This is a genomic window from Rhodobium orientis (assembly GCF_003258835.1).
GTDB classification, from domain to species: domain Bacteria; phylum Pseudomonadota; class Alphaproteobacteria; order Rhizobiales; family Rhodobiaceae; genus Rhodobium; species Rhodobium orientis.
The window spans coordinates 18,230-45,220 of sequence record NZ_NPEV01000016.1 but is presented as its reverse complement, the minus strand read 5'-3'; the positions used below and the strand labels follow the sequence as shown (position 1 = coordinate 45,220).

General features: G+C 65.7%; 23 protein-coding genes. 14 read left to right on the top strand and 9 right to left on the bottom strand.

What is annotated here, in order from left to right; translation table 11 throughout:
- Window positions 1-82 precede the first annotated feature (82 nt).
- Window positions 83-1,132, top strand: a complete 1,050-nt coding sequence (locus tag CH339_RS09650; protein WP_111434142.1) for a LacI family DNA-binding transcriptional regulator — start codon at window positions 83-85, stop codon at window positions 1,130-1,132.
- Between the two features lie 23 nt (window positions 1,133-1,155).
- Here the strand turns inward: CH339_RS09650 and CH339_RS09645 are convergent, their stop codons facing one another.
- On the bottom strand, window positions 1,156-2,775 hold the full coding sequence (locus CH339_RS09645) for an amidohydrolase (protein WP_244669108.1): 1,620 nt from the start codon (window positions 2,773-2,775) through the stop codon (window positions 1,156-1,158).
- Window positions 2,776-2,968: 193 nt separating this feature from the next.
- On the opposite strand from CH339_RS09645, the gene CH339_RS09640 reads away from it, so the two are divergent.
- The 6 genes from CH339_RS09640 (at window position 2,969) to CH339_RS09615 (ending at window position 9,568) form a co-directional block, all read left to right on the top strand.
- The gene (locus CH339_RS09640; protein ID WP_111434140.1) at window positions 2,969-4,075 is read left to right on the top strand and encodes an ABC transporter ATP-binding protein; all 1,107 of its coding nucleotides are present in this window, start codon (window positions 2,969-2,971) and stop codon (window positions 4,073-4,075) included.
- A gap of 3 nt (window positions 4,076-4,078) precedes the next feature.
- Window positions 4,079-5,005: an ABC transporter permease gene (locus CH339_RS09635; RefSeq protein WP_111434139.1), complete on the top strand. Its 927-nt coding sequence runs from the start codon at window positions 4,079-4,081 to the stop codon at window positions 5,003-5,005.
- 46 nt (window positions 5,006-5,051) lie between these two features.
- Window positions 5,052-5,801, top strand: a complete 750-nt coding sequence (locus CH339_RS09630; RefSeq protein WP_244669123.1) for an ABC transporter permease — start codon at window positions 5,052-5,054, stop codon at window positions 5,799-5,801.
- A 102-nt stretch (window positions 5,802-5,903) separates the two neighbouring features.
- Window positions 5,904-6,935, top strand: coding sequence for an extracellular solute-binding protein (locus CH339_RS09625; protein ID WP_111434137.1), 1,032 nt, complete (start codon window positions 5,904-5,906; stop codon window positions 6,933-6,935).
- Window positions 6,936-6,975: 40 nt separating this feature from the next.
- Complete coding sequence (locus CH339_RS09620; RefSeq protein ID WP_111434136.1) at window positions 6,976-8,388, top strand: amidase; 1,413 nt, start codon at window positions 6,976-6,978, stop codon at window positions 8,386-8,388.
- A gap of 19 nt (window positions 8,389-8,407) precedes the next feature.
- Window positions 8,408-9,568 carry a serine hydrolase domain-containing protein gene (locus tag CH339_RS09615; RefSeq protein ID WP_244669109.1) on the top strand — a complete coding sequence of 387 codons (1,161 nt, stop codon included), beginning with the start codon at window positions 8,408-8,410 and terminating at the stop codon, window positions 9,566-9,568.
- On the opposite strand, the gene dhaL (CH339_RS09610) is transcribed toward CH339_RS09615, so the two are convergent.
- The 4 genes from dhaL (CH339_RS09610) to derI all read right to left on the bottom strand — a co-directional run bounded on the left by dhaL (CH339_RS09610) (window position 9,565) and on the right by derI (window position 14,059).
- Window positions 9,565-10,215: a dihydroxyacetone kinase subunit DhaL gene (gene dhaL, locus CH339_RS09610; protein ID WP_111434172.1), complete on the bottom strand. Its 651-nt coding sequence runs from the start codon at window positions 10,213-10,215 to the stop codon at window positions 9,565-9,567. The genes CH339_RS09615 and dhaL (CH339_RS09610) overlap by 4 nt on opposite strands.
- Before the next feature lie 135 nt (window positions 10,216-10,350).
- Entirely contained in the window at window positions 10,351-12,426 is a 2,076-nt protein-coding gene (locus tag CH339_RS09605; RefSeq protein WP_111434134.1) for a bifunctional sugar-binding transcriptional regulator/dihydroxyacetone kinase subunit DhaK, read from the bottom strand.
- Window positions 12,427-12,593: 167 nt separating this feature from the next.
- Complete coding sequence (locus CH339_RS09600; protein WP_111434133.1) at window positions 12,594-13,400, bottom strand: DeoR/GlpR family DNA-binding transcription regulator; 807 nt, start codon at window positions 13,398-13,400, stop codon at window positions 12,594-12,596.
- Between the two features lie 185 nt (window positions 13,401-13,585).
- Window positions 13,586-14,059, bottom strand: a complete 474-nt coding sequence (derI, locus tag CH339_RS09595) for a D-erythrulose-4-phosphate isomerase (RefSeq protein ID WP_111434132.1) — start codon at window positions 14,057-14,059, stop codon at window positions 13,586-13,588.
- Between the two features lie 566 nt (window positions 14,060-14,625).
- Between derI and CH339_RS09585 the strand changes: the two genes are divergently transcribed.
- From CH339_RS09585 to CH339_RS09555, 7 genes are all read left to right on the top strand, one after another.
- A complete protein-coding gene (locus CH339_RS09585; protein WP_111434130.1) occupies window positions 14,626-15,624 on the top strand; it encodes a dihydroxyacetone kinase subunit DhaK in 999 nt (332 codons plus the stop codon).
- A gap of 17 nt (window positions 15,625-15,641) precedes the next feature.
- Complete coding sequence (gene dhaL, locus CH339_RS09580) at window positions 15,642-16,295, top strand: dihydroxyacetone kinase subunit DhaL (RefSeq protein ID WP_111434171.1); 654 nt, start codon at window positions 15,642-15,644, stop codon at window positions 16,293-16,295.
- Between the two features lie 54 nt (window positions 16,296-16,349).
- On the top strand, window positions 16,350-17,333 hold the full coding sequence (locus tag CH339_RS09575; protein ID WP_111434129.1) for an ABC transporter permease: 984 nt from the start codon (window positions 16,350-16,352) through the stop codon (window positions 17,331-17,333).
- Window positions 17,334-17,407: 74 nt separating this feature from the next.
- On the top strand, window positions 17,408-18,412 hold the full coding sequence (locus CH339_RS09570; protein ID WP_111434128.1) for a substrate-binding domain-containing protein: 1,005 nt from the start codon (window positions 17,408-17,410) through the stop codon (window positions 18,410-18,412).
- Window positions 18,413-18,553: 141 nt separating this feature from the next.
- Window positions 18,554-20,155 (top strand): sugar ABC transporter ATP-binding protein, encoded by a 1,602-nt coding sequence (locus CH339_RS09565; protein WP_111434127.1) that lies wholly within the window; start codon window positions 18,554-18,556, stop codon window positions 20,153-20,155.
- On the top strand, window positions 20,152-21,180 hold the full coding sequence (locus tag CH339_RS09560) for an ABC transporter permease (protein ID WP_111434126.1): 1,029 nt from the start codon (window positions 20,152-20,154) through the stop codon (window positions 21,178-21,180). Before CH339_RS09565 ends, CH339_RS09560 begins: the two co-directional genes overlap by 4 nt.
- 114 nt (window positions 21,181-21,294) lie before the next feature.
- Window positions 21,295-22,245 (top strand): carbohydrate kinase family protein, encoded by a 951-nt coding sequence (locus CH339_RS09555; RefSeq protein WP_111434125.1) that lies wholly within the window; start codon window positions 21,295-21,297, stop codon window positions 22,243-22,245.
- A 44-nt stretch (window positions 22,246-22,289) separates the two neighbouring features.
- On the opposite strand, the gene CH339_RS09550 is transcribed toward CH339_RS09555, so the two are convergent.
- Genes CH339_RS09550 through CH339_RS09535 form a run of 4 tightly spaced genes read right to left on the bottom strand, consistent with a single transcriptional unit; the run spans window position 22,290 to window position 26,930 of the window.
- Window positions 22,290-23,075, bottom strand: a complete 786-nt coding sequence (locus tag CH339_RS09550; RefSeq protein ID WP_111434124.1) for a FadR/GntR family transcriptional regulator — start codon at window positions 23,073-23,075, stop codon at window positions 22,290-22,292.
- A 6-nt stretch (window positions 23,076-23,081) separates the two neighbouring features.
- On the bottom strand, window positions 23,082-24,065 hold the full coding sequence (locus tag CH339_RS09545; protein WP_111434123.1) for an ABC transporter ATP-binding protein: 984 nt from the start codon (window positions 24,063-24,065) through the stop codon (window positions 23,082-23,084).
- Window positions 24,058-25,986 (bottom strand): dipeptide/oligopeptide/nickel ABC transporter permease/ATP-binding protein, encoded by a 1,929-nt coding sequence (locus CH339_RS09540; RefSeq protein ID WP_111434122.1) that lies wholly within the window; start codon window positions 25,984-25,986, stop codon window positions 24,058-24,060. The genes CH339_RS09545 and CH339_RS09540 overlap by 8 nt, the downstream gene beginning before the upstream one ends.
- The gene (locus tag CH339_RS09535; RefSeq protein ID WP_111434121.1) at window positions 25,986-26,930 is read right to left on the bottom strand and encodes an ABC transporter permease; all 945 of its coding nucleotides are present in this window, start codon (window positions 26,928-26,930) and stop codon (window positions 25,986-25,988) included. The genes CH339_RS09540 and CH339_RS09535 overlap by 1 nt, the downstream gene beginning before the upstream one ends.
- Between the last annotated feature and the right edge of the window lie 61 nt (window positions 26,931-26,991).

The following is a 26,991-nucleotide window of genomic DNA, read 5'->3' as shown; positions in this document are numbered from 1 at the left end:
CTGCGCGCAGGTATTGAACAGCATCGTTTGCCGGTGCGTTACGGTTTCCGGCCGGAAGCTTTTTGAGAAGGTCCGCTTGTAGATGGCTACGATCCGCGATGTTGCGAAGGCCGCCGGCGTGTCGGTTGCGACGGTGTCGCACGTTATCAACGGATCGCGGTTCGTGGCCGACGACACGCGCAAGCGCGTCCTGAACGCCATCCGCGACCTCAACTACCGGCGCGACGGCATCGCCCGCAGCCTGCGCCGCAACAAGACCGGCACCATCGGGGTGATGATCTCCGACATCACCAACCCCTACTTCTCCGATCTGGTGCGCGGCATTGAGGATACGATCTACGCAAGGAACGACGGCCACTACTTCATCCTCTGCAACACCGACGAGGACCCGGAGAAGGAGCGTCTCTATCTCGACGTGCTGCAGGAAAAGCGGGTTGAGGGCATGATCGTGGCGCCGGCCGGCGGCAATGAGCAGGCGTTCCGCGACACCATCGATTTCGGCGTGCCGATCGTCTTTGTCGACCGGGTGCTGGAGGGGGTGGAGGTCGACTCGGTCCGGGTCAACAATCGGGAGGCGGCCCACGCCATCGTCTCGCATGTGATCTCCCACGGCCGGCGACGCGTCGCGCTCGCCCATGCCAAGCTCGATGCCGACAGCATCGTCGACCGCGTGGAGGGCTACAAGGATGCGCTCCGGGAAGCGGGGATGACGTTCGATCCGGCCCATGTGCGCACCAGCCGGTCCAGCGTCGAGGACGCGCACCGGGAGGGGCTGTCGCTGCTGACGGCCTCGCCGCGGCCCGATGCGGTCTTCTGCACCAACAACTTCATGACCCTCGGGATCATGCAGGCGATTGCGGATCTGGGACTGAACTGCCCGGACGACGTCGCCGTCGTGGGCTTCGACGACTTTCCCTGGACGACCGCCTTTCATCCGCACCTCACGGTCGTCTCACAGCCGAGCTACGAGATCGGCTGCGCGGCGGTGCGCCTGCTCTTCAACCGGATTGCCGGCGACCGCGCCAGCCCTCCGGTCCGCATGGTCATGGACGCAGACCTGATCATCCGCGAGAGCTGCGGCGCACCGGGAGAGACGGGCGGCCAAGCGGCCTCCGAGACCGCCTGTCTTTAAGAGAAACTGCCCGGTCACGCCGGTCAGCGCGCATAGGTGACCTTGCCCCCGCAGAGCGTCATGGCGACGGCGAGGCCGTCGACCTCGTCGGCCGGCGTCTTGTTGATATCGCCGGTCAGAACGACGATGTCGGCCAGCATTCCCGGGCACAGCATGCCCTTTTCGTTTTCGGCGAATTCCACCCAGGCGCCGTCGCGGGTAAACGCCGCCAGCGTATCGTCGAGGCTCTGGCGTTCGTCCGGCGCGCCGTCGAAGGCGGGCTTGCGGGTCAGTGCGGTCTTGATGCCCATCAGCGGGTCGAGCGGGGCCACCGGCCAGTCGCTGGCAAAACAGAGCCGGGCGCCGGCCTCACGCAGTTGCTGCCAGGCAAAGGCTAGGGCCATGCGCTTCCTGCCGATCAGCGAGGCGGACGGCTCGAACGGGAAATAGGCGCCCGGCGCGTGGGTCGGCTGCATGGAGGCGACGACGCCGAGCTCCTGGAACCGCGGCAGGTCGGCGGGATCGAGCGTTTCGATGTGCTCGATGCGGTGGCGGCTGTCGCGGGCGCCGTTTGCCTTGCGGGCGGCCGCATAGCCGTCGAGGGTGCGGCGCACTGCGGCATCGCCGATGGCGTGGACGGCGATCTGCAGGCCGAGCCGGTCGGCTTCGACGCAGAACGCCTGGAACTCTTCCTCCTCGAACAGCGGTGCGCCTCGAACGCCGGGCTTGTCGCCATAGTCGTCCAGCATAAAAGCCGTGGTCGCCTCGATGACGCCGTCCATGAACATCTTGACGAAGCCGCATTTGAGGTGGGCGCTGGCGTAGCGCTGCCGGTCGGCGACGGCCTTCTGGAAGTCGGACAGCGGATGGCCCGGCAGCATCCTGAGCGGCATATAGGCGCGGCACGGCATTTTGCCGTCGCCGTCGATCTCGCCGAGGATGTCGAGCTGATGCGGGTCGGCGTCCATGTTGTGGAACGAGGTGATGCCGAGCGAGGCGCAATAGGCAAGGCCGGCCTCGATGGTTTCCCGGTCGCGGGCGCGCTCTTCGGCCGTCGGGTCTTTCGGCAGGGCGCGGCCGCTGGCTAGCCCGTTGCCGTCGCGTCCGCCGTTGGCCGTCATCGCCAGGACCGGGCTGAAGGCCTCGAATTCGCGCAACTCGCCGCCGGCAAGGCCGTCGTTGCCCATCACCACTTCGCAGCCGGCCGGCGCCTCGGCGCCCTCAAGCAGGCCGGCGGCCTCAAGCGCGGCGGTGTTCGCCCACATGGTGTGGTGGTCGCCGGCATAGAGCGCGAGCGGGCGGTCGGGCAGGATCTGGTCGAGCAATTGGCGGGTCATCGCGACGCCGTCGCCGAGCGTGGCGTAATGGGCCTGTTCGGCAAGGATCAGGCCGTCGCCGGGCTCGGTGGCGGCGCGCTCGCGCACGGCCTTGGCGACCGCCTCGGGGTCCGGCAATCCGGCAAGCGACAGCCGGTCGAGCTGGGCGCCTCCTGGGAAGATATGCATGTGGCTTTCAATGAAGCCGGGCAGCACCGTCGCCCCGCCCGCATTGACGGTTCGGGTCCCTTCACCGCGGCAGGCGGCGACGTCTTCGCGGGCGCCGACGGCGAGGATCCTGTCGCCGGAAATGGCTAGGGATTGGGCACCGGGGCGGGCCGGGTCCATTGTCCGCACCGTTGCATTTTCAATAATAATATCCGCTTTCTGCACTGCGTTATCCCGCTCAAAAAAGATGCAAGCCTGCCTTGCATACAGGCTTGTGAAGCAGGATTCCATTGAATAGAGTTTTCGCCAATTGGCGTTCCCGGACCGGTTCGACGGGCTTCCGGCAGCGCCGCGTTGTGAGGGCGTATACAAAGTGACCGGCGATACGCGGGGGAACAACGTTGCGATCGATGTCCTCGGCGTAACGAAGGTATTTGGTGCAGCGGACAGCGGCTTTCGGGCCCTCGACAAGGTCTCGGCCAGCATCCGCCAGAACGAGTTTTTCACCCTTCTCGGCCCGTCGGGTTGCGGCAAGACGACCTTGCTGCGGTTGATCGCCGGGTTCGAGTTTCCGACCGAGGGGCGGATCCTGCTCGACGGTGAGGACATCGCCGCGCTGCCGCCGTTCCGCCGGCCGGTCAACACGGTGTTCCAGAGCTACGCCCTGTTTCCGCATCTGACGGTCGCCAAGAACATCAGCTTCGGGCTGGAGATGCTCGGCTGGCCGGCCACGAAGATCGCGTCGACGGTCGAGCGCATGCTGGCGCTGGTGAAGATGGAGCCGATGGCGGACCGGCTGACCGACCAGATATCCGGCGGCCAGCAGCAGCGCGTGGCGCTCGCCCGCGCCCTTGCGCCGAACCCCCGGGTGCTGCTGCTCGACGAGCCGCTGTCGGCGCTCGACTTCAAGCTGCGCAAGGAAATGCAGATCGAGCTGAAACGTCTGCAGGGCGAGACCGGCATCACCTTCGTGTTCGTCACCCACGACCAGGAAGAGGCGCTGACCATGTCCGACCGCATCGCCGTGATGTCGGCGGGGCGCATCCTGCAGGTCGGCAGCCCGCGCGAGATCTACGACCGTCCGACCGAGCGTTTCGTCGCCGATTTCATCGGCGAGACCAATTTCCTGGAAGGCGAGGCGAAGGTCGCGGGCGACCGGCTTCTCGAAGTCCGGCTCGACGCCGGCGCCACCGTCAAGGCCACGGCGCCCGATGCCGCCCTCCATGCGGGCCGCACGACCGTTGCCGTGCGGCCGGAACATGCCGACCTGGTGCCCGGCGACGGGCCGGCCGACCTGACCGGCGTCCTCAAGAACATCGTCTATTTCGGCACCGACACGCATTTCCACATGACGCTCGACAACGGCGTTCCGTTCATCGTCCGCCAGCAGAACACGCCGGGCGAGGGATCGGGCTTTTCAATCGGCGAACAGGTCGGCGTAAGGCTCCACGCCGATGCGGCCCAGGCCCTGAAGGACTGACCGATGCAGCCGCATGAGGTGGAACAGGCAGCGATCCGCCGGGGAACGATGCGGCGCTGGCTGCTGTCGGCACCGGCGCTCGTCATCATCTTCCTGGCCTCGTTCGGGCCGCTCTTCGTCATGCTCGCCTTTTCCGTCCTGGAAAAGGGTGACTATGGCGGCGTCAAGCCGTGGACCTTCTCCTTCGACGGCTGGGCCAACGTCTTCTTCCAGCACGATATCTTCACCGGCGAACTCGGCTTCGCCGACGCCCATCTGTCGATCTTCTGGCGCTCGGTCCGGCTGTCCATCATCACCACTGCGCTGACGCTCGTGCTCGGCTTTCCGACGGCCTATTTCATCGCCACGCGGCCGCGCAAGACCCGGGAGATCTGGGTCTTCCTGGTGACGATCCCGTTCTGGACCAACCTTCTCATCCGCACCTTCGCCATGCAGGAGGTGATCCGCAACGAAGGTGTCATCAACACCGTCGCGATGCGGCTCGGCATGATCTCCGAGCCGATCCAGATCATGTACACGGACTGGGCGGTGCTGTTCGGCATGACCTATGTCTATCTGCCGCTGATGGTGCTGCCGCTCTATGCCAGCATGGAAAAGCTCGACTTCCGGCTCGTGGAGGCGGCCTACGACCTCTATGCGAACCGGTTCAAGGTGCTGAGACGCATCATCCTGCCGCTGACCAAGCCCGGCATCATCGCCGGGTCGATCCTGGTCTTCATTCCCTCGCTCGGTGCCTATGTGACGCCCAGGGTGCTCGGCGGCGGCAAGAACATGATGCTCGGCAACCTGATCGGCCTGCAGTTCGGCAAGGGCAACAACTGGCCGCTCGGCGCGGCGATCTCGATCACGCTGATGGTCGTGGTGATGGTCGCGCTGCTGGTCTATGTGCGCGCCACCGCGCGGGCGGGAGGCGACGACCGTGGCAGGTAAGCGGCATTTCGACGTCCGGCGGCAGCCGGGGTTCGCCTTCGTGGCGATGTTCAGCTTCTTTGCGCTCTACCTGCCGATGGCGCTGCTCGTCGTCTATGCCTTCAATGCGGGCGACTCGCTGGCCCTGTGGGAGGGGTTCTCGTTCCGTTGGTTCGTGTCGGCCTGGCAGAACGATACCGTCCAGGACGCGACGCTGCGCTCGGTCATCATCGCCGTGTGCGCCGCGGTCCTCGCCACCAGCGCGGCCACCATGGCGGCGCTGGCGACGACGCGAACGCGGCCCTATCGCGGCCAGACCTTCACCTATGCGCTGATCAACCAGCCGCTGATGATCCCGGAGATCGTCACGGCTGTCGCCCTGCTGATCGTCTTTTCGCGGATCAAGGTGTGGACCGACTATTCGGGCCTCGGTTACCTGATCGCCGCCCACACCGCGTTCTGCGTGCCGTTTGCCTATCTGCCGATCCGGGCGCGGCTGGAGAGCATGGATCTGTCGCTGGAAGTGGCGGCGGCGGACCTTTACGCGACGCCCTGGAAGGCGTTCCGCTATATCACCCTGCCGCTCCTGCGCCCCGGCATCATCGCCGGCTTCATGCTCGCCTTCGTCATCTCGCTCGACGACGTCGTCATTACCGAATTCGTCAAGTCCGGCGGCCAGGACACCCTGCCGACCTATATGCTGGGTCAGCTCCGGCGCGTGGTGACGCCGGAAATCAACGCCATCGCCACCGTCTTCCTTGCTTTCTCGGTGGTCATCGTGACAGCCTTTTTCCTGATGACCCGAAAGAAGACCTGAGGCCATTCTCTGCCTCGATCCGGCAAAAAGAAGCCAGACAACAAGAACCGACACAACAAGAACACACATAACAAGAAGACAGGCAAAATGAGGAGAACCGCAATGAATTCCCTGAAAACGGCACTTGCCGCCGCCGGCGCGCTGCTCGTCGCGAGCGCAGCCCATGCGGAGGGCGAACTCAACATCTTCAACTGGGGCGACTACACCAACCCCGAACTGATCAAGAAATTCGAGGCTGCCTACGACGTCAAGGTGACCGTCACCGACTACGATTCCAATTCCACGGCGCTCGCCAAGGTGCGGGCCGGCGGACATGGCTTCGATATCGTCGTGCCCTCGGCCAACTACGTGCCGATCTGGATCAAGGAAGGCCTCTTGCTGGAAGCCCGGCCCGACCAGATGGAAAACTTCAAGAATGTTGACGAGCGCTGGGTCGGCGTCGCCTGGGATCCGGGCCGTCACTACACGGTGCCGTGGCAGTGGGGCCTGACCGGCATCGGCGTCAACACCTCGGTCTACAAGGGCGACATCAACACCTCGGCGATCTTCCTCGATCCGCCGGAGGAGCTGGCCGGCAAGATCAACGTGGCGCCGGAACGCAACGACGTCATGTATGCGGCAATCAAATATCTCGGCGGTGAGTGGTGCACCGACGACAAGGTGCTTCTGAAGAAGGTCTACGACAAGCTGGTCGCGGCCAAGACCAAGTGGCTGGCGATGGACTACAGCGTGACCGAGAAGCTGCCGTCCGGCGACTATTCGGCCGTCTATTACTGGAACGGCGCCATCATGCGCTCGCGGCTGAAGAACCCGGACATCGCCTTCGGCTATCCGAAGGAAGGCTTCCCCTTCTTCATGGACTCCGTCGCCATCCTGAAGGACGCCAAGAACCCGGAAAACGCCAAGCTGTTCATGAACTTCATCATGGACCCGGAGAACGCGGCGCTGATCTCGGACTTCGCCAAATATTCCAATGGCATCAAGGGCTCCGGGGAGTTCATGGACGAGGCGCTGAAGACCGCGCCGGAGCTGAACGTTCCGGCCGAGTTTGAGGCGGCCGGCGCCTTCATCGAGCCGTGCAGCCCCGAGGTCATGGAGCTCTACACCCGCATCTGGACCGATATCTCCAAGTAATGTGCGAACGGCGGGGCCGGTCGCGGCCCCGCTGAAGCCTATGGACGACCTTCCCGATCTGGACGCCATCGACCTCGCGGCGGCGATTGCCCGTCGCGAGGTCTCCTGCGTCGACGTCATGACCGCCTTTCTGGATCGCATCGCGGAGGTCAATCCGCCGCTGACCGCGATCGTCTCGCTGCGCGAGCGCGACGTGTTGCTGGCCGAGGCGCGGGACGCGGATGCACATTCCTCCGATCTGCCCCTTCGCGGCGTGCCGTTCGCGATCAAGGATCTGGTCGAGACCGCCGGCATCCGGACCACCCACGGATCGCCGCTGTTCGCCGACCACGTGCCCGCGGTCGACGACCTCCTCGCCGCCCGTATCCGGGCTGCCGGGGCGATCGTTATCGGCAAGACCAACACGCCGGAATTCGGCATCGGCTCGCAGAGCTACAATCCGGTGCACGGCACCACCCGTAATCCTTACGAGGTGACGAAAACGGCGGGAGGGTCGAGCGGCGGGGCGGCCGCCGCGCTTGCCGCCCGGCTGGTGCCGCTCGCCGACGGCTCCGACATGATGGGCTCGCTGCGCAATCCGGCCGCGTTCTGCAACGTCTTCGGGTTCCGCCCGAGCTACGGCCGCGTGCCGCCGACGCCGGAAGGGGACACCTTCCTCCACCAACTCGCCACCGATGGGCCGATGGCCCGCAGCGTGCGCGACCTGGCGCTGCTCTTGGATGTCATCGCGGGTCCGGACGAGCGGTTTCCCCATTCGATCCCGGTCGAGGAGCTGTTTTCCGAAAGGCTGGACGTGCCGGTGGCCGGAAAGCGTATCGGCTGGATCGGCGACTGGAACGGCTATTGTCCGACGGAGCCCGGCATCCTGCCGCTGTGCGAACGGGCGCTTGCGACCTTCGCGGAACTCGGCTGTGCTGTTGAACCGGTCGTCCCGGATTTTGATCCGGCGGCGCTGTGGCGCTCCTGGACGGTGCTTCGAAGCTGGGCGATCGCGTCCGGCCTGCGCGTCCATTTCGACGATCCGTCCAGCCGCGATCTCCTGAAGCCCGAGGCGCTTTGGGAGATCGAGGCCGGCCTTGCGCTGAGCGCAGCGGACGTACACGCGGCAAGCGTCATCCGGTCCGAATGGTTCGCCTCTCTTGCCGGTCTGTTCGAGCATTTCGACACCCTTGCCCTTCCGAGCGCCCACGTGTTCCCCTTCGATGCCGAAACCCATTGGCCGAAATCGGTCGCCGGCCATGAGATGGACACCTATCACCGCTGGATGGAGGTGGTCGTGCCGGTCTCGCTCGCCGGCGTTCCCGCGCTTGCCCTTCCTGCCGGCTTCGGCAAGACCGGCCTGCCGACGGGCTTCCAGCTCTTCGGTCGGCGCGGCAATGACCTCGGTATCTTGCAGCTCGGCCATGCCTATGATGCGGAAACGCGCTGGCCGAAACGGCGGCCGGAGAAATGACAGAACACGGAAAAACGCAATGACAATGGCAGAAGCGGTATTCAGATTTGAGCGCCGCGACATCGACCTCGGCAACTGGCGGACCGCCCCCTATTCGGCCTGGTCGTTCCAGAACGTCAGCGAAATGGTGCCCTCGGCGATCATCAAGGGCACAGGTAAGGCGGAGAGCCCACCCAATCATCTCGGTGACCTTGCCGCGCTTGTCTGGAAAGACGCGGAAGGCGCCCTCGTCTCGGTGCCGGATGTCCTTGAGAGCACATACACCGACGCGTTCGTTGTCATGCACAAGGGACGCATCGTCGGCGAATGGTACGGGCCGACCTGCGATCCGCAAAAGCCGCACCTCATTTTCTCGGTCTCCAAATCGGTCACCGGCCTGATGGCCGGCATCCTGGAGGCGCGCGGCGCGGTGTCGATGGACGATCCCATCATCCGCTACGTTCCGGAAATCGCCGGCTCCGCCTATGCCGATGCGAGCGTCCGGAATCTCTTCGACATGCAGATCAGCATGGATTTTTCGGAGGACTATCTCGACAAGACCGGCGGCTACGACCGCTATCGCCGGGCGACGGCCTGGAACCCGGAAAAGTCGGGTGAGGGACCGAGCGATCTGCTGACCTTCCTGGCGACCATCGGCAAGGGGCCGGCCGAGCACGGCACCCTCCACGCCTATCGCTCGCCGAACACCGACCTGGCCGGCTTCGTCCTGGAGCGGGCGGCGGGGCAGCGGTTCCACGAGATGGTCGAGACCCTTTTGTGGCAGCCGATGGGCACCCATGGCGATGCGGCGATCACCGTCGACCGGCTCGGCGTTGGTCGCGCCGCCGGCGGCATGTCGGTCACGGCCCGCGATCTTGCTCGCCTCGGAGACCTGGTCCGGGTCGGGGGCAGGGGGATCGTTCCCAAGAGCTGGATCGATGACATCCGGACTGCCGGCGACAAGGCGATCTGGGCAGCGGGCGACCAGGCCAAGCTCTTCGCGGGCGGGGCCTACCGGAGCTACTGGTATTGCCCTTCGGAGCACGAACTTGCCGCCATCGGCATTCACGGCCAGTGGATATGGATCGACTTTTCGCGCGACGTCGTTATCGCCAAGCAGTCCTGCCAGCCGCTGCCGGAGGATGCAGAGACGGACGATCTGCTGATCGCCACTTTCCGGGCTGTTGCGCAGGCGTTTTAGGCGTCGTCGCCGGACAGGGCCTCGGCCATTGCCTTGATGATGATGACGGTGGAGGCGGCGCCGGGGTCCATGTGGCCGAGCGAGCGGCCGCCGACCCGGGCGGCCCGGCCCTTGGCAGCGACCATGGAGCGGGTGGCTTCCGCGCCGTGCTCGGCCGCCGCGACCACTTGCTTCCAGAACGTTTTCCTGTCGGCGCCGTTGGCGAGCGCGAGCGCCGCCGCCTCGGAGGCCGGCAGCCAGGCGTCCAGCATCGTCTTGTCGCCGCGCTGGGCCTTGCCGCGCTCGCGAATGCCGGCCGGGATCGCGGTCAGCATGGCGGTTGCCGCCGACTGGTCGAGTTTTTCGACCCCGTCGAGGCTCTGCGCGGCACGGCGCAGGCCCGTCGCATAAAGCGGGCCGGTCGAGGCGCCGACGGCATTGAGGAAGGCGGTCGCCGCCGCGTTCATCACGGCAGAGGCGCTCGAAAGGTCGGAGCGCGCGCTCTGCAGCGCGGCGGTCACGGCGTGGAAGCCGAGGACCATGGTGATCCCGTGATCGGCGTCACCGATGGCACCGTCCAGTTCGGAAAGCTCGTCCACGGCGTCGTCGATCGCCGTGGAAATCTTGCCGAACATCGCAATCAGATGCTCAACGACACTGGTGGTCATCATTCTCTCCCATCGTGCCGGATTTCCGACCCGGCTTCGATAGCGTGCTGGTTACGTTACCCGCGATGCGATTGTTGCTCCGGTTGCCATGCCACGGGACGACGGCCGATGCTTGTTGGACATGGGTGCGCTCCCTCACAAGACCTTGAAGGCGGCCGTGTCGCACGGCCGGCTGAGCAGCCGCGACAGCTCGTTGTCGAGGTGCATGATCGTGATCGACGCCCCGACCATGTCGAGCGAGGTGCAATAGGGGCCGATCCAGTTGGCTTCGACGACGATCCCGCGCGCCGACAGTCTCTGCTCCACCCTTCGGTAGAGGATGTAGAGTTCCATCATCGGCGTCGCGCCGAAGGAATTGACGAGGACGGCAACCCGTTCGTTCGGCCTGGCGTCCATCTCCTTGAAGATGGCGTCGATGGCGGTGTCGACGATGGCATCGGCCGCCTTCAGGCTTTCCCGGGCAACGCCCGGCTCGCCGTGGATGCCGATGCCGACCTCCATGTCGTCGGGGCCGAGTTCGAATGTCGGCCGGCGGATCTGCGGAAGCGAACAGGGCTCCAGCCCGACGCCGATGGTGTAGGTGCGGGCGTTGGCCTTGCGCGTCACCGCCTCGCAGGCTTCCAGCGGCAGGCCGAGGTCGCAGGCCGCGCCCGCGACCTTGAAGATCAGGACGTTGCCGGCGACGCCGCGGCGGCCGTCCCGGTCCTCGATCGGCGAGGAGGCGATGTCGTCCGTGGTCAGCACGGTGCGCACCTTGATGCCGCGCTCCTCGACCTGTTCGGCGGCCATCTCGAAATTCATGACGTCGCCGCTGTAGTTGCCATAGGCGAACAGCACGCCGGCGTCACCGGAGGCCGCCTGGGCGCACGCCGCGATCGGATCGGGCGGCGGCGAGGAAAAGATGTTGCCGATGGCGACGGCATCGGCAAGGCCGCGACCGACATAGCCGAGGAAGCAGGGTTCGTGGCCGGAGCCGCCGCCGATGACCAGCCCGACCTTGCCGGGGCGCGGCCCGTGGCGCGCGACGAGGGCCCGGTTGGAGCCGGCGACCGGCTTCAGATAGCGGCGGTTGGCGTTGATGGCGCCTTCCAGCATCTCGTCGACCGCATCGTCGGGCCGGTTGAGGAATTTCTTGATCTGGGTGCGCACGATCACCGGCGTGCGCGCCGGGGTCTTTGCCTGCGGGCGGGCGGGGGCGACGCCCTCGGCATTGAGGATGCCGCGCCCGGTGGCGGCATCGGTGATCAGGATGTTGGCATAGCCGCCGCGCAGCATGGCCAACAGGGCCGGCACCTTGTCGAAGCCGCCGGCGACCGCGATGCGGGTCTTGATGCCGGTCAGCACGTCGAGCGGGATGCCGATGGTGCGGGCATGGAGCGGGCCGTCCACCGGGGCGCCGTTCTGGTCGATGAAGCGCCCGGCGAGGACGCCGGCAGCGCCGCGGGCGAGGTAATGCTGCAGCGAGACCTGCTCGAAGAAGCCGCTGGCGTGGATGGTGGAATTCGGCCTCAAGGAGGAGATGCCGAAGATGATGCGATTGACCTTGGCGAGCGCGGCGAGTTCGTCGGCGATCAGCGGCTCGCCCATCATGGCGCGGGCGAGCTCCGGCGAGCCGACGATGGCGGGGGCGCTGATCTTGATGGACTTGGCCGAGAGCGCCTCGGCAAAGGCCGTGGTGCACAGGTCCGGCGTGTAGGCAAAGGTCGCCTGGGTCGAGCCGGTCGCCTGGACCACCGTCATGTCCTGCAGCGGCGGGCTCTTCAGGTGCTCGGCCACGGCCATGATGGTGCGGCCCCAGACGACGCCGAGCGTATCGCCGGACTTGAGCAGGCTCTGCAGGGCGAGCGCGCCGGCGCGGCCGAGCCGGTCGATCAGGGGGTGGGTTTCCTCGCTCGGCACCACGAGGCAGCTTTCCAGGCCGAAATGCCGCCTGATCTCGTCGGCGACGGTCAGCGAGGCGAGGCGTGCCGGCTCCAGCGAGATGTTGACGATGCCGCGGTCGCGGGCTTCCGACAGATAGGCGTTCACGGTCGCCCGCGAGACGCCCATGGCCTCGGCGATCTGGCTCTGGGTCAGGCGATCCTGGTAGTAGAGCCAGCAGGCCCAGACGTAGGGATCGTCCCCGAACCGCAAGGGAGGGCTTTGTGGGGTGTCTCCCATCGGGCGTCCTACGCTCGCTTTGCGCAGCGGTGACGATACACGAGTCGACATATCACCGGTATCTCGCTTCAGGGTCCGTTGTGTTTCGACCACCCGGCAGATGATAGCAGCGCGGCTCAGCCTTTGACATCATAGTTCAACGACTTTTCGACATGTGTCGAGGTTTTTCTTGTAGAAGTTGTATATCGCGGGCGGTGCCGCAGCCTGCCAACACGGTTCTAGACCTCCACCACGCGCAGGTGCACGCCCGCCTGTCGCAAGGCCTCCGCGTCGTCCGGCGCGATGCCGCTGTCGGTGATGACCTGGTCGAATTCGGTGAGGCCGGCGAGCTTGATCAGCGCCGTCTTGCCGAATTTGGAGCTGTCGATCATCAGGACCGTCTTGTCGGCGGCGTTCATCAGCGCGCGCTTGGTTTTGACGATCTCCTCCTGCTGGTGATAGGCGGTGGCGCCGAGGACGGTCGATGTGGACATGAAAAGGATGTCGGCGCGCAGGGAGCCGATGGCCTGCTCGCAGAAATAGCCGAAAAACGCGTTGAAGCGGGCGTTGTAGTGGCCGCCGAGGCAGATCGTCTCGATGCCGTGGGCGTCCTTCAGCCGTTCGATTGCGGACAGGCCGCTCGAGATCACCGTCAACGGTTTGCGGGCGACGATGTGGGACGCCATGTGCAGCACGGTGGTGGAATCGTCGAGGATGACGGCCTGGCCCGGCTCCACGAGCTGGACGGCGGCGCGCGCCAGCGCGTCCTTTTCCGCGTCCGCAAGCAGCGAGCGGTAGAGGAAGGTGCTGTCTTCAAGGTTCGAGGAGTGGACCGTGACGCCGCCATGGACGCGGCGGACGATGCCTTGATCCTCAAGGATTTTCAGATCCCGGTGGACGGTCATCCGGCTGACGCCGAAATGGCTGGCGAGTTCGTCGACCTGGGCCGAGCCGGCCGGCAGCAGATAATCCAGCAGCGCCTTGCGCCGCTCGCCGGGGCCGGCGGGCAGCTTCACGCTTTCGGTCGCGTCGCTGTCATCCTGCATCGCGTCGGGTCCATCGGCCGAAAGGCACGGCACGGATTGCACGCTCAGACGCTAACACACGCGACGGTAAATGCGACATGCGCGCTTGCGCCCCATCGCGTGCGGCACTGGCGTCCCGGTCGGATCCGACGGGTCCAGCCCGGTAATGCGTAGAGTTTCCGCCGCTCTGCAGGCGCGATTGGGCCCTAGGACGCCTTTTCGTATTTGACGTCGATGCCGTCGATGGCCTCGACGTTCTTGGCGGACGGCCCGTTGGGGTCGAAGCTTTCGGCAAGTCCAAGATAGGTATCGGCGATCACCTTGGCGTGCTCGACGCCGATGACTCGGGCGCCCATGGTGATGATCTGGGCGTTGTTCGACAGGGCCGCGCGCTGGGCGGAATAGGTGTCGTGGGTCAGCGCGGCGCGGATGCCCGGCACCTTGTTGGCGCTGATGCACACGCCGATGCCGGTGCCGCAGATGAGGATCGCCCGGTCGTAGGTTCCGTCCATGACCGCCGATGCGACGCGGTCGGCCATATTGGCGTAGAACGGATCGGGGCCGTTCTCGGTGTGTGAGACCTCGAAAACCTCCAGGTTCGACTTATTCGCCTTGAGGTATTCGGCGAGAATGTGCGCCAGGCCTTCGCCCGCGCTGTCGCCTGCAACTGCCACCTTCACGGGATGTCCTTTCCTTGCAGATCGAGCCGGATGTTCGGGCGGCGCCGTCCTGCGTGCCGCGCGGCGATCTCCGGCCGCCGTGAGCCGTCAACAGAACATAGATGTAACATCAGGCGCGCGAAAACAACATCAGGATGTGAATTTCCTCACATTCATTGATATTTCGGCCTTCAAATAGCTGAAAGCGGGGGATTCGGCCGCGTTTGCCAGTTGGCGTAGGCGCTGCGGCGTTTTGACCGTGAAAACGCGCTGTTGACAAATGTCAGCAATGAGACGAACATTGTCAATGTCAGCGAACAACAAGAACGGGCTGACGAGACGAATCCGCAGGGCCGACAGGCCAGGGCGGATGGGAGGAAGTCGAATGGGACCCCTTTTCAAAGCCGAGCGGCCGACCGCGGCCCGCGGCGGCGGGATCGTCTCCCGCCCGTCGGCGATGGTTCCGTCCGATGGCGGGCGCCGGCGCGGGCCGCGTCGCCGCGCGGATGGCTCCCGGGGCGGTGCCGGCCGGCTTCATCTCCACAACAACCGACTGATCGACTGATCCGAGGAAATGGGAAGGCGCAATGCAGCGTTTCGTCAACGATCCGGATGAGGTTGTCGAGGATACCCTCAAGGGCTTCGTCAAGGCCCATGCCGATATCGTCCGCCTCTCTGAGGAAAATTCGCGCGTCATCGTCGCAAAGGATGCGCCGGTCGACGGCAAGGTCGGGGTGATCACCGGCGGCGGTTCCGGGCACGAGCCGGCCTTCCTGGGATATACCGGGCAGAACCTCCTGGACGCGGTCGCCGTCGGCGAACTGTTCTCCTCGCCGACCGCCAAGAGCTTCCTCGACGCCGCCAAGGCGTGCAATTCCGGCAAGGGTGTCGTCTGCCTCTACGGCAACTACGCCGGCGACAACATGAACGTCAAAATGGCGATCAAGCTGGCCGCCAAGGAAGGCATCGAGATCGCCACCGTCGTTGCCAATGACGACGTCTGCTCGGCCGCTCCCGACGAGCGCGAGAAGCGCCGCGGCGTTGCCGGCGAAATCTTCATGTGGAAGTGCGGTGGGGCCAAGGCCGCCGAAGGGGCGAGCCTGGAAGAGGTTCGCGAGACCGCGCAGAAGGCGATCGACAGTTGCCGCTCCGTCGGCGTCGGCCTGGCGCCGTGCACGCTGCCGGCGGTCGGACATCCGAATTTCTCCATCGAGCCCGACACCATGGAAGTCGGCATCGGCCACCACGGCGAGCCGGGCGTGCGCGTCGAGCCGCTGAAGACCGCGGCCGAGGTCGGCAAGGAGATGGCCAATATCGTGCTCGACGACCACGGCCTTGAGGAGGGCGCGGAAGTTGCCGTGCTGATCTCCGGCCTCGGCGCGACGCCGCTCGACGAGCTCTACATCCTCAATGACGCCATCTCAGAGGAAATCGCGGCGCGCGGCATCACCATCCACAAGACCTATGTCGGCAACTACTTCACCTCGCTCGACATGGTCGGCGCGACGCTGACGGTGATGGCGCTGGACGATGAAATGAAGCGCCTGCTGGACGTCGACGTCAGATGTCCGGCGCGGCTGCTGTGAGCGCGGAGGAGGCAGGCATGCAGACATTCGCGAACGCTTCCGCCGGCGACATCGTCCTCGATATGGCCGACGAGATCGTCAAGAACCGCGGCTATCTCAGCGACATCGACGGCAAGATCGGCGACGGCGACCATGGCGTGAACATGGCCAAGGGCTTCACCATGGCGGCCGAGCGCATTCGCGGCAACGACATGTCGCTCGCCGCGGCCCTGGACACGCTCGGCACCGTGCTGTTGACGGAAATCGGCGGCTCCATGGGCCCGCTCTACGGTGTCTTGTTCATGCAATGCGCGGAAACCATCGAGGGCAAGGACGAGATCGACGCGAAGCTGTTCGCCGCCATGCTGGCGAGCGGGCTCGACGGCATCCAGTCCATCGGCTCGGCCCAGGTCGGCGACAAGACGCTGCTCGATGCGCTGGTTCCGGCGCTCGCCGCCTTCAACGGCGCGCTCGCCGACGGCAAGTCCTTTAGCGAAGCGCTCGACGCTCTGGTCGTCGCCGCGGAAAAGGGCCGCGACAGTACCAAGGAAATGACCGCCCGGGTCGGGCGCGCAAGCCGCCTCGGCGAGCGCTCCATCGGCGTCCTCGATGCCGGGGCGACCTCCTGCGCGCTGATCCTCAAGGTGCTGGCGACCGACGCCAAAGAAAAGCTCGCAGCGGCGGGGAGCTGAACCGGTGATGCCGACACGCGACCACGCCGACGGGCAGGACAAGCGAGGGACGAGATGGATCGCCAACTGAACTTTCTTGTCGCGCTGAACGCGTTGGTGCTGGTCGCGGCCGTGGCGATTGCCGGCCAGAACTTCATCAACATCTACAATCTGCAGTCGATGGCGACGCAGATCCCGGAGCTGGGCCTCCTCGCCATCGGCGTCACGCTGGCGATGATCTCCGGCAATGGCGGCATCGACCTGTCGGGCATCGCGGTGGCGAACCTTGCCGGCATCGTCTCCGCGCTTCTCGTGCCGATGATGGTCTCGCCGGACGAACTGCCGATGGCCTATGCCTTCGTCTTTGCCGGCGTCTGCCTCGTCGTCGGGCTCGCCTGCGGCCTCGTCAACGGCCTTCTCATCTCGCGCGCCGGGCTGACGCCGATCATCGCCACGCTCGGCACCTCGCTCGCCTTCACCGGCGTCAGCGTCGTGCTGACCAACGGCTCCGGCGTGCGCCTCGGCTATATCGAGCCGCTCGACAACTTCATCCATACGCCGATCCTCGGCGTGCCGATCTGCTTTGCCGTGTTCCTGGGTATCGCCATCGCGATCGGTGCGTCCCTGCGCTTCGCCCCCTTCGGCATGCGCCTCTACATGCTCGGCAGCAATGCCAAGGCGGCGCGCTTTGCCGGCTTCAACCAGAAGCGCCTGCTGATGACGGCCTATACGCTGTCGAGCGTTCTGGCATCGGTCGCCGGCTTCATCATCGCCGCCCGGATTTCCAGCGTGAAGTGGGACTACGGCACCTCCTACGTGCTGATCGCGATCCTGATCGCCGTCATGGCCGGCGTCCGGCCGACCGGCGGCTACGGCAAGATCACCTGCGTGGTGCTGTCGGCATCGGCCCTGCAGATGCTCTCCAGCATGTTCAACTTTCTCAACATCTCGAACTTCTTCCGGGATTTCGCCTGGGGGCTGCTGCTGCTGATTTTCCTGGCGGTTTCGAGATTCGACTTTCGAACCCTGCTTTCGCCGCAGACCAAACCCGGCGGATAGCAAGGCTCAGCGCACTCGCCCTCTTGTGCACACCAATGAAGAAAGAGGGTTCATAGGAGAGGAAGGAAAAACAGATGACCTTATGGAAAAAACTCGCTCTTAGCGCTGTCGCGCTCGGCGCCATGGTCGGCACAAGCAGCCTTGCTGCGGCCGATGACGTGCAGATCACCACCGTCGTCAAGCTCGCCGGTGAGACCTGGTTCACCCGCATGGACGAGGGCGTCGTCCAGTACGGCGAAGAGACCGACGGCGTGACCACCAACGAGATCGGCCCGGGCAAGGCGGACGCCGCCCAGCAGGTCCGCCTCATCGAAGACCTGATCGCCAAGAACGTCGATGCCATCGCCGTCGTGCCGTTCGACCCGCCGATGCTGGAAGGTGTGCTGAAGCGCGCTATGGATCGCGGCATCAAGGTGATGACGCACGAGGCCGACAACCTGAAGAACACCCAGGTCGATATGGAGGCGTTCGACAACGCCGCCTTCGGCGCGCACTTCAACGATCAGCTCGCCGACTGCATGGGCAAGAAGGGCACCTGGACGAGCTTCGTCGGCTCGCTCGGCAGCCTGACCCACGTCCAGTGGGCCGACGCCTCGGCGGCCAATGCTGCGGAAAAATACCCCGACATGAAGCTCGTCTCGCCGAAGAACGAGTCCTTCAACGACGCCAACACCGCCTACAACAAGACCAAGGAACTCCTGAAGAAGTACCCGGACCTGAAGGGTATCCAGGGCGGTTCCGCGGTGGATCCGATCGGCATCGGCCGCGCGCTTGAGGAAGCCGGCCTCGTCGGCAAGATCTGCGTCTACGGCATCGGCATGCCGAACGACACCAGCCGCTACCTGAAGAGCGGTGCGGTCACCGGCATCAGCCTGTGGGATCCGAAGGACGCCGGTTTCGTCATGAACAAGATCGCCAAGATGCTTATCGACGGCGAAGAGTTCACCGACGGCATGGACCTCGGCGTTCCCGGCTACACCAACATGAAGCTGAAGAAGGGTCCGGGCAAGGGCATCATCGTGACCGGCCAGGCCTGGATCGACGTCAACAAGGACAACCTCGACAAGTACGACTTCTGATCCTCCCGAAGTCGCCTTGCCAAACTCCTGCGGGGCAATCGCCCCGCAGGCCCTTCGGGCCGGGAGCTGTCGCCGGACAACAGCCGGCGGTTCGCCACCCGAACCGAACCTCAAGAAAGCCGGATTTCCCGGGTGCCTGGAATGGATAGCAGCGCAATTTCTCCACTCATGCCCGAGGGCAGCGCATCGACGGCCGGCGCCACGCCGTTTCTGGAGCTTTCCGGCATCCACAAGCGCTTTGCCGGTGTCCATGCCCTGCGCGGTGTCAGCACCACGATCGAGGCCGGCCAGATCTATCACCTGATGGGTGAGAACGGCAGCGGCAAGAGCACGCTGATCAAGATCATCTCCGGGGCGCAGCCGGCCGACGAGGGCAGCATCCTCATCGACGGCAGGGAGGTCACCTCGCTGACGCCGCTCGGCGCGCTGTCGGCGGGCATCGAGACCGTTTACCAGGACCTGTCGCTGCTGCCGAACCTCACCGTCACCGAAAACATTTCGCTCTCCCAGCAACTGGTCGAGGCCAAGGGCCGGCTGTCGTCGCAGATCGACCGCAGCCGCCTCGACGCCACCGCCGTCAAGGCTCTGGAGGCGGTCAACCTGCCGACCGACCCGGGGTTCCGCTCGCTGCTGGTGGAAGAGCTTCCCATCGCCACCCGCCAGCTCGTCGCGATCGCGCGGGCCATCGCCGTCAAGGCCAAGCTCGTCATCATGGACGAGCCGACCTCGGCCCTGACCAAGCGCGAGGTGGACAACCTCATCGACGTCGTCGGCCAGTTGCGCGAAAGCGGTGTCGCCGTCCTGTTCGTTACCCATAAGCTCGACGAGTCCAAGTCGATCGGCGGCCACTTCATCATCCTGCGCGACGGCGAACTGGTGAAGGAAGGCGACATTCAGGATCACGAGAAGGACGAACTCAGCTTCTGGATGACCGGCAGGCATCTCGATGCCTCGCGCTATCGCCGCGCCGATATCGGCGCGCCCGGTCTGCTTGAGGTCAAGGATCTGCGGCGCCGACGGGATTTCGCCGATGTCAGCTTTTCGCTCGCCAAGGGCGAGATCCTCGGCATCGCCGGCCTGCTCGACTCCGGCCGCAACGAGCTTGCCCGCGCGCTTGCCGGGGTAACACCCGCAGACGGCGGCGAGATCCGGGTCGACGGCAAGGCCGTCGCGCTGCGGCAGCCGGTCGATGCCATCGACGCCGGCATCGGCTATGTGCCGGAGGACCGCCTGTCGGAAGGGCTGTTCCTGGAAAAACCGATCAGCGCCAACATCGTCGTCCAGATCCTCGACCGCATCAGGAACCGCCTCGGCATGATCAATGTCGGCGAAAGCCGCAAGCTGTCCGAGGCGATTGCCGAGCAGTTGCACATCGTCGCCGCCGACCTGAAGAACCCTGTGCAGTCGCTGTCCGGCGGCAACCAGCAGCGGGTGCTGATCGGGCGCGGCCTTGCGACCCAGCCCAAGCTGTTCGTCCTGCACGGCCCGACCGTCGGCGTCGATGTCGGCTCCAAGGACACCATCTTCCGCATCATCCAGAAGCTCGCGGGCGAGGGCATGGGTGTCATCATCGTCAGCGACGACCTTCCGGAACTCCTGCAGAACTGCGACCGCATCATGGTGATGCGCAAGGGCAGGATTGCCGAGACGTTCGATGCCGAAGAGGTCGACGAGGACATGCTCTATCACGCGCTCGCCAGCGCAGAGCCGTCGGAAGCCGGAGTGGCGGAGGCAGGATCATGAGCGATTTCGTCTGGACCAACTCCACCTCCGAGGATCAGGCATCCATGAAGCGGATCGGCCGCTGGCTGATCCGCAACCCGCCGGTCTTCACCCTCATCCTGATCGTACTCGTCAGCGTCACCATCGGCGCCATCGCGCCGGAGTTCTGGCAGGTCTCCAACATTTTCGACATGGCCCGCGCCTCGGTGGTCACCGGTCTCTTCGGCCTCGGCTTCCTGGTCATCCTGGCCGCCGGCGGCATCGACCTGTCGTTCACCGCGATCGCCGCCCTGATGATGTACTGGATCACCACGGCGGTCGCGGCGTCTGCGCCGTGGATGCCAATGCCGGTCATCCTCGTTATCGCGGCGCTCGGCGGTACGATCATCGGTATCGGCAACGGCCTTCTCGTCCATTATCTCCGGGCGCCGGCGCTGATCGTCACCATCGGTACGAGTTACGTCATCCGCGGCTTCCTGCTGACCTTCATCGGCACGGAGCTGTTCGTAAACATCCCGCTGCCGATCGAGGAGTTCGGCAAATTCGAGCTGTGGCGGGTGCAGACCGACACCGGATCGATCGCCATCCTGCCGGCCTATGTGCTGATGCTGGTGGCCGCCGCCGTCGTTACCTGGTGGATCCTCAACCGGACCCTGATGGGCCGGGCGATCTTTGCCATCGGCGGCAATACGTCGATCGCCGAGCGGCTCGGCTATGACGCGCGCAAGGTGCAGGTCTTCGTCTTTGCCTTTTCCGGCTTCCTTGCCGGTATCGCCGGCATGCTGCACGTCTCCGCCAACCGGATCGCCAATCCGTTCGATCTCGTCGGCACCGAACTCACGGTGATCGCCGCCGTCGTCCTCGGCGGGGCGCGCATCACCGGCGGTGGCGGCAGCGTCCTCGGCACCATCCTCGGCGTCGTCCTGATCACGCTGGTCAACAATGTGCTGATCCTCGCCGGCATTCCGAGCACCTGGCAGACCTTCGTCGTCGGCTGCTTCATCGTCTTGGCCGGTGCCGTATTCGGAACGCGCAAATCGGCCTGAGACCGGAGACAATCGGGTATTTGAGACCACCGATAATCAAGAAAAAAACCGGGAAGACGGAACGTTAAGGGTCGCGGAGCAGCGAACGCCTGCGACCGATTTGGAGGAAAAATTATGGCTTTCGATGTCAGCGTTGTCGGGCTTTATATTCTCGACGTTCTGGGCCGCCCGGTCGACGGCATTCCGCCCGGCGGCGAACTGCGCTTCATCGACGAGATCCGCCTGACCGTTGCCGGCACCGCCGGCGGCACGGCGGTCGACTGCGCCAAGCTCGGCCTGAAGACGCGGGCGGTCGGCGCGGTCGGCGAGGACGAGAAGGCCGATTTCGTCCTCCACACGCTCCAGACATTCGGCGTCGATGTCGGCGCGATGCGGCGGCTTGCCGGCATCCCGACGTCGGCCACCATCCTCAACGTGCGCCCGAACGGCGACCGGCCGGCGCTGCATCGGCGTGGCGCGTCCGACGCCTTCACCCTCGGCGAGGCGGATTACGGCGATGTGCTCGATGCCAAGTTCGTTCATGTCGGTGGCATGCCGCTGCTGGCTGCCTTCGACGGCGCGCCGACCTCGGCCTTCCTGAAGGCGGCCAAGGAGGCCGGCTGCACCACCACCTTCGACCTTCTGTCGGCAACGCCGGAGACCGTCGACGTGCTGCGGCCGTCGCTGCCTTACGTCGACTATTTCGTGCCGAGCATCGAGGACGCTTCGGCGATGAGCGGGTGCAGCGATCCGGAGGACGCCGCCATGTTCTTCCGCGATCTCGGCGCCGCGAACTGCCTCATCACCTGCGGCGGCGAGGGCTGCGTGGCGATGACCGCCGACACGGTGATCCGGCTGCCGGCCTTCGATGTGGACGTCAAGGACACCACCGGCTGCGGCGATGCCTTCACCGCGGGCCTCATCGCGGGTCTTTCCCACGACTGGGACATCGAGAAATCCGTCCGCTTTGCCTCCGCCTGCGGCGCGCTGGTGGCGACCGGCCTCGGCTCGGACGCCGGTATCGTCAGTTTCGAGGAGACCGAAGCGTTCATGAATTCCGCGCGCGAACGTGAGCTCGTCGCCTGAGGCGGCATCCGCGCGCGAAACACTCTACAGATCCGGCCCTGGTCTCACGGCCTTGAGGCCGGGCGCTCGCGCAAAACGGCGCGCTCCAGCATGTATTTTTCCGCCTCGACCATGTGCTCGCGCATGATCTGCCGGGCGCGGGGGCCGTCGCCCGCCTTGATCGCCCGTAACAGGAGCACCTGGTAGTTGAGGCCGGTCTCGCGCAGCTCCGGATGGGGCTCGCGGTAGATCTCGCGGCAGACGGTCATGTCGCGCAGCAGGCTGAGCAGGAAGACGGCGATGAAGCCGAGCAGCCGGTTCGGGCTGTTGCGGGCGAGCTCGGCATGGAAGTCGAGCTCCGCCATGCGCTGGCGGTACTCCTCCTCGCCGGACAAGGGCTCGGCCTCGTAGAGCCGGATCGTTGCCTCCAGGGCCGCGAAGGCCTCAGGCGACAGGGCGCCGCCGGCGGCGGAGGCGGCGAGTTCCGGCTCCAGCAGCTTGCGGATCGCATAGATGTCGGCGATCGAGGGCGGGGAAAACAGGAACAGATTGTCGAGCATCCGCAGCGCGTTTTCCGGCACGATGGCGGCGATGAAGGCGCCGCCGCCGGGGCCCGTCTTGGTCGCGATCAGGCCTTCGAATTCCAGCACCTTCAGCGCCTCGCGCAAGGTGCCGCGGGAGACCTTCAGCGCCTCGGTGTCGAGCCAGTCGGCCGGGATGCGGTCGCCGGGGGAAAGGCCGGACTGCATGATGCGGTCGCGGATCGCCTCGGCAACGATGTCGGGTCGTTTGCGCTTCCTGGCGCCCTGCGGCGGCACCACGGGCGCAGGTCTGTCGCTCGCATCGCTCATTGCTGCCTATCGTGCCTCGTGGGGATGGAAACAGGCCGCCCGGTGATCCGTCTCGCCGGACATTGCCTCAAGCGGCGGGATCTTGGTCATGCAGATGTCGGTGCCGCGCGGACAGCGGGCATGAAAGGCGCAGCCGGGGGGCGGATTGTAGGGGTCGGGAAGCTCGGTGTTGGCGTCTTCGGAGATCAGCGCGCGGCGGCCGGGCGCCGGCGCCGACTGCAGCAGCAGATGTGTGTAGGGATGGCGGGGTGTGCTGAGTACGGTGCGGCCCGGCCCGATCTCCACGAGCCGGCCGAAATACATCACCGCGACCCGGTCGCTGACGCTTTCAACGACCGATAAATCGTGGCTGATGAAGATGTAGGTGAGGCCGAAGCGGTCCTTCAGACCGTCGAGGATGTTGAGCACCTGCGCCTGCACCGAGACGTCGAGGGCGGAGACCGGCTCGTCGAGGATGATGAGCTTGGGGTCGGCGGCGAGCGCGCGGGCAATGCCGATGCGCTGGGCCTGGCCGCCGGAGAATTCGTGCGGATAGCGGTCGAGGAATTCCGGGGCGAGATTGACGGCGTCCATCAGCTCGCCGAGGCGTTTTTCGCGCGCGGCCCGGTCGAGGCCGAGAAGGTGGATCAGCGGGGCTTCGAGGATCGTGCGGATCGTCTTTCGCGGGTTTAGCGAGGCGACCGGGTCCTGGAAGACATACTGCACCTCGCGCGACAGGCGCCTCAGGTCGCGGCCGGCCTCGGCGACGAGGTCGCGGCCGTCGAAGACGATGCGCCCGCCGGTCGGCGCATCGAGGCCGACGATCATGCGCGCGAGCGTGGACTTGCCGCAGCCGGATTCGCCGACGACGCCGAGGGTTTCTCCCTTCCTGACGCTGAAGCTGACGTCCTGAACGGCGTGGACGGCCGGCTTTTTGCTCCCGAACAGCGTGCGTCCGCCGCCGAAGACGCGCCCGGCGTTGTCGATCTGAAGGAGCGCGGCATCATCCATTGGCGGCCTCCGCGCTCAAGGGGTGGAGGCAGCGCACGGTGCGGTTTTCGCCGAGTTCGGTGAGTGGGATCGGCGCTTCGCTGCAATCGTCCTTTGCCCGCGGGCAGCGCGGCGCGAAGGCGCAGCCGTCCGGCAGATTGTTGACGACCGGTGGGCGGCCCTCGATGGCGTCCAACCGGCGCTCCGGCTGGCCGAGGACGGGCACGCAGTCGATCAGCTTGGCGGTGTAGGGATGGGCAGGGGCCTTGAGGACGTCTTCGGTGGTTCCGGTCTCCACGAACTTGCCGGCATACATCACCGCGACGCGGTCGCAGATCGCCGAGACGACGCCGAAATCGTGGGTGATGAAGAGAACGCCGGTGTTCTTCTCGCGGCGCAAGGCGTCCAACAGCGCCAGCACCTGCGCCTGCACGGTCACGTCGAGGGCCGTAGTTGGCTCGTCGGCGATGATGACCTTGGTGTCGTTGGCGAGCGCCATGGCGATGCAGATGCGCTGGCGCATGCCGCCGGAGAGCTCGTGCGGATAGGACTTCAGGCGCTCGGCCGGGTTCGGGATGCGCACCAGCTTCAAGAGGTCCGCGGCCTTCGCGCGCGCTTGCGCCTTCGTCAGCGGCCGGTGGGCCTGGATGGCTTCGATGAGCTGGGCGCCGACGGTGAAGAGCGGATGCAGGGTCGAGAGCGGGTCCTGGAAGACATGTGAGACGGCCGAGCCGCGAAGCTGGCGGATGCGCTCGTCCGTTGCCGTGAAAAGATTCTCGCCGTCGAGCAGCGCGATGCCGCCGGCGATGCGGCCGGGCGGCGTCGGCACCAGCCCCATGATCGACATCGCCGAGACGGACTTTCCGGAGCCGGATTCACCGACGATGCCGAGGCATTCGCCGCGCCCGACATGCAGGTCGACGCCGCCGACGGCCTTGAACACCTCGCCGCCGAAGCGGAACTCCGTCTTCAGGTCGCGCACGTCGAGGATGGCGTCGCGCCGAGGGGCGACGTCGTCCGGCATGTTCCCCTTTGCCACCGCCGTGCGAGCCACCGGCCGGGTCAGGGCGCCGGATTTCAGGCGCGGGTCGAGGACGTCGCGCACCCCGTCGCCGAGGAGGTTGATGCTCATGACGAGGGCGAAGATCATCAGCCCCGGGATGATCGAGACGTGCGGCGCGGTGAAGAGGATCTTGCGGCCCTCGCCGAGCATGGAGCCTAGGTCGGCCTGGGGCGGTTGGGCGCCAAGGCCGAGGAAGGAGAGGCCCGCCGTCTCCAGGATCATCCAGCCGATGGTGGTCGACATGGTGATGATGATCACCGGCAGGACGTTGGGCAGTACCTCCAAGAAGAGGATCTGGGCGTTCGACTTGCCGGAGAGCCGGGCGGCGTCGACGAATTCCCGGCGCGAGAGGCCGAGCGCGATGCCGCGGATGTTGCGGGCAAAGAACGGGATGTTGACGACGGCGATCGCATAGAGCGCGTTGAGGAGGCCCGGTCCGAGCGCAGCGACGATGGCGAGCGCCAGGAGGATGTAGGGAAAGGCCATGACCATGTCGATGCCGCGCATCAAGAGCGTGTCGACACGTCCGCCCGCGTAGCCGGCGACAAGGCCGATCAGAGAGCCGAAGAAGGCGGCGATCAGGGTTGCCGAGATGCCGACGAGAAGGCTGACCCGCGTGCCCCAGATAAGGCGCGAGAGGATGTCGCGGCCGAGGGCATCGGTGCCGAGGAGATGGCCGTCGGCGAGGGGCCTCAGCAAGCGATCGACGGGCGCGGTGGCGTCCGGGTCGGGCAGGGAGAGGAGGGGGGCGGCGAGTGCGATCAGGACGATGAGGGCGAAGATCGCAAGGCCGGCCGTTGCCAGCGTGTTGTTGAGGAGAAGCCGGAGCGTGTCCGGCCGGGCGGCGGCTCTCCTTGCCGGGGCGCTCGCGTCGGTCATCAGCGCAGCCTCGGGTCGAGCAGGGTCTGGACGACGTCGGCGGCGAGGTTGAAGAGCACATAGGCGGCGGCAACGACCAGCACCCCGCCCTGGACGAGCAAGAGATCACGGGTGGAGATCGCCTTGACCAGCATGGAGCCGATGCCCGGCCACTGGAACACGGTCTCGATATAGACCGCGCCGCCCAGCACGAAGCCGGCCTGGATGCCGATCACCGGAATGACGGTGACGAGGGCCGCCTTGAAGGCGTGTCGGTAGATGACGGCGTTCTCCGTGACGCCCTTGGCGCGGGCGGTGCGGATGAAGTCCTGGCGCAGCACTTCCAGCATCGCCGTGCGGGTCAGCCGGGCGATGACGCCGGTGGCGACGACCGCCAGCGTCACGGCGGGAAGGGCGAGGTGGTAGAGGAGGTCGGGAAGGTCGCCGCCGCCATAGATCGCGAACATGCCCGAGGCCGGGAACCATCGAAGGTTCACCGCAAAGACGAGGATCAAGAGAAGGCCGAGCCAGAAGGACGGTACCGAAATGCCGATGAGCACGACGAAGGTGATGATCTTGTCGGTAAAGGAGAACTGGCGCACGGCGGAGACGACGCCCGCAATGAGGCCGAAGACGGAGCACAGCAGCAGCGAGGTGCCGGCAAGGACGAGGGTGGCGGAGAACCGCTCCATGACCTCGTCGATCACCGGCCGGTTGAGGGTGTAGGAACGGCCGAAATCGCCCTGGAGCATGTTGCCGAGCCAGATGACATATTGCTCGACGAGGGTCTTGTCCAAGCCGAGCTGGCGGTTGAGGCGTGCCACGTTCTCCGGCGTCGCGTAGGAGCCGAGGATGGCGGTCGCCGGGTCGCCGGGGATCATCGCCATGATCAGGAAGACGATGACCGTCAGCCCGAAAAGCACCGGGATCGCCGCCAGAAGCCGTTTCGCGATATAGGCCGACACGGGTGCTGCTCCCCCGGGCTGCAAGGACGGCCGCCGACCGAAAAGCCGGCGGCGTCGTATG

Coding starts and splice junctions, on each gene's coding strand:
- CH339_RS09650 (WP_111434142.1), top strand. CDS start 83: ATGGCTACGATCCGCGATGTTGCGAAGGCCGCCGGCGTGTCGGTTGCG.
- CH339_RS09645 (WP_244669108.1), bottom strand. CDS start 2,775: ATGGACCCGGCCCGCCCCGGTGCCCAATCCCTAGCCATTTCCGGCGAC.
- CH339_RS09635 (WP_111434139.1), top strand. CDS start 4,079: ATGCAGCCGCATGAGGTGGAACAGGCAGCGATCCGCCGGGGAACGATG.
- CH339_RS09630 (WP_244669123.1), top strand. CDS start 5,052: ATGTTCAGCTTCTTTGCGCTCTACCTGCCGATGGCGCTGCTCGTCGTC.
- CH339_RS09625 (WP_111434137.1), top strand. CDS start 5,904: ATGAATTCCCTGAAAACGGCACTTGCCGCCGCCGGCGCGCTGCTCGTC.
- CH339_RS09620 (WP_111434136.1), top strand. CDS start 6,976: ATGGACGACCTTCCCGATCTGGACGCCATCGACCTCGCGGCGGCGATT.
- CH339_RS09615 (WP_244669109.1), top strand. CDS start 8,408: ATGACAATGGCAGAAGCGGTATTCAGATTTGAGCGCCGCGACATCGAC.
- dhaL (WP_111434172.1), bottom strand. CDS start 10,215: ATGACCACCAGTGTCGTTGAGCATCTGATTGCGATGTTCGGCAAGATT.
- CH339_RS09605 (WP_111434134.1), bottom strand. CDS start 12,426: ATGTCGACTCGTGTATCGTCACCGCTGCGCAAAGCGAGCGTAGGACGC.
- CH339_RS09600 (WP_111434133.1), bottom strand. CDS start 13,400: ATGCAGGATGACAGCGACGCGACCGAAAGCGTGAAGCTGCCCGCCGGC.
- CH339_RS09585 (WP_111434130.1), top strand. CDS start 14,626: ATGCAGCGTTTCGTCAACGATCCGGATGAGGTTGTCGAGGATACCCTC.
- dhaL (WP_111434171.1), top strand. CDS start 15,642: ATGCAGACATTCGCGAACGCTTCCGCCGGCGACATCGTCCTCGATATG.
- CH339_RS09575 (WP_111434129.1), top strand. CDS start 16,350: ATGGATCGCCAACTGAACTTTCTTGTCGCGCTGAACGCGTTGGTGCTG.
- CH339_RS09570 (WP_111434128.1), top strand. CDS start 17,408: ATGACCTTATGGAAAAAACTCGCTCTTAGCGCTGTCGCGCTCGGCGCC.
- CH339_RS09565 (WP_111434127.1), top strand. CDS start 18,554: ATGGATAGCAGCGCAATTTCTCCACTCATGCCCGAGGGCAGCGCATCG.
- CH339_RS09560 (WP_111434126.1), top strand. CDS start 20,152: ATGAGCGATTTCGTCTGGACCAACTCCACCTCCGAGGATCAGGCATCC.
- CH339_RS09555 (WP_111434125.1), top strand. CDS start 21,295: ATGGCTTTCGATGTCAGCGTTGTCGGGCTTTATATTCTCGACGTTCTG.
- CH339_RS09550 (WP_111434124.1), bottom strand. CDS start 23,075: ATGAGCGATGCGAGCGACAGACCTGCGCCCGTGGTGCCGCCGCAGGGC.
- CH339_RS09545 (WP_111434123.1), bottom strand. CDS start 24,065: ATGGATGATGCCGCGCTCCTTCAGATCGACAACGCCGGGCGCGTCTTC.
- CH339_RS09540 (WP_111434122.1), bottom strand. CDS start 25,986: ATGACCGACGCGAGCGCCCCGGCAAGGAGAGCCGCCGCCCGGCCGGAC.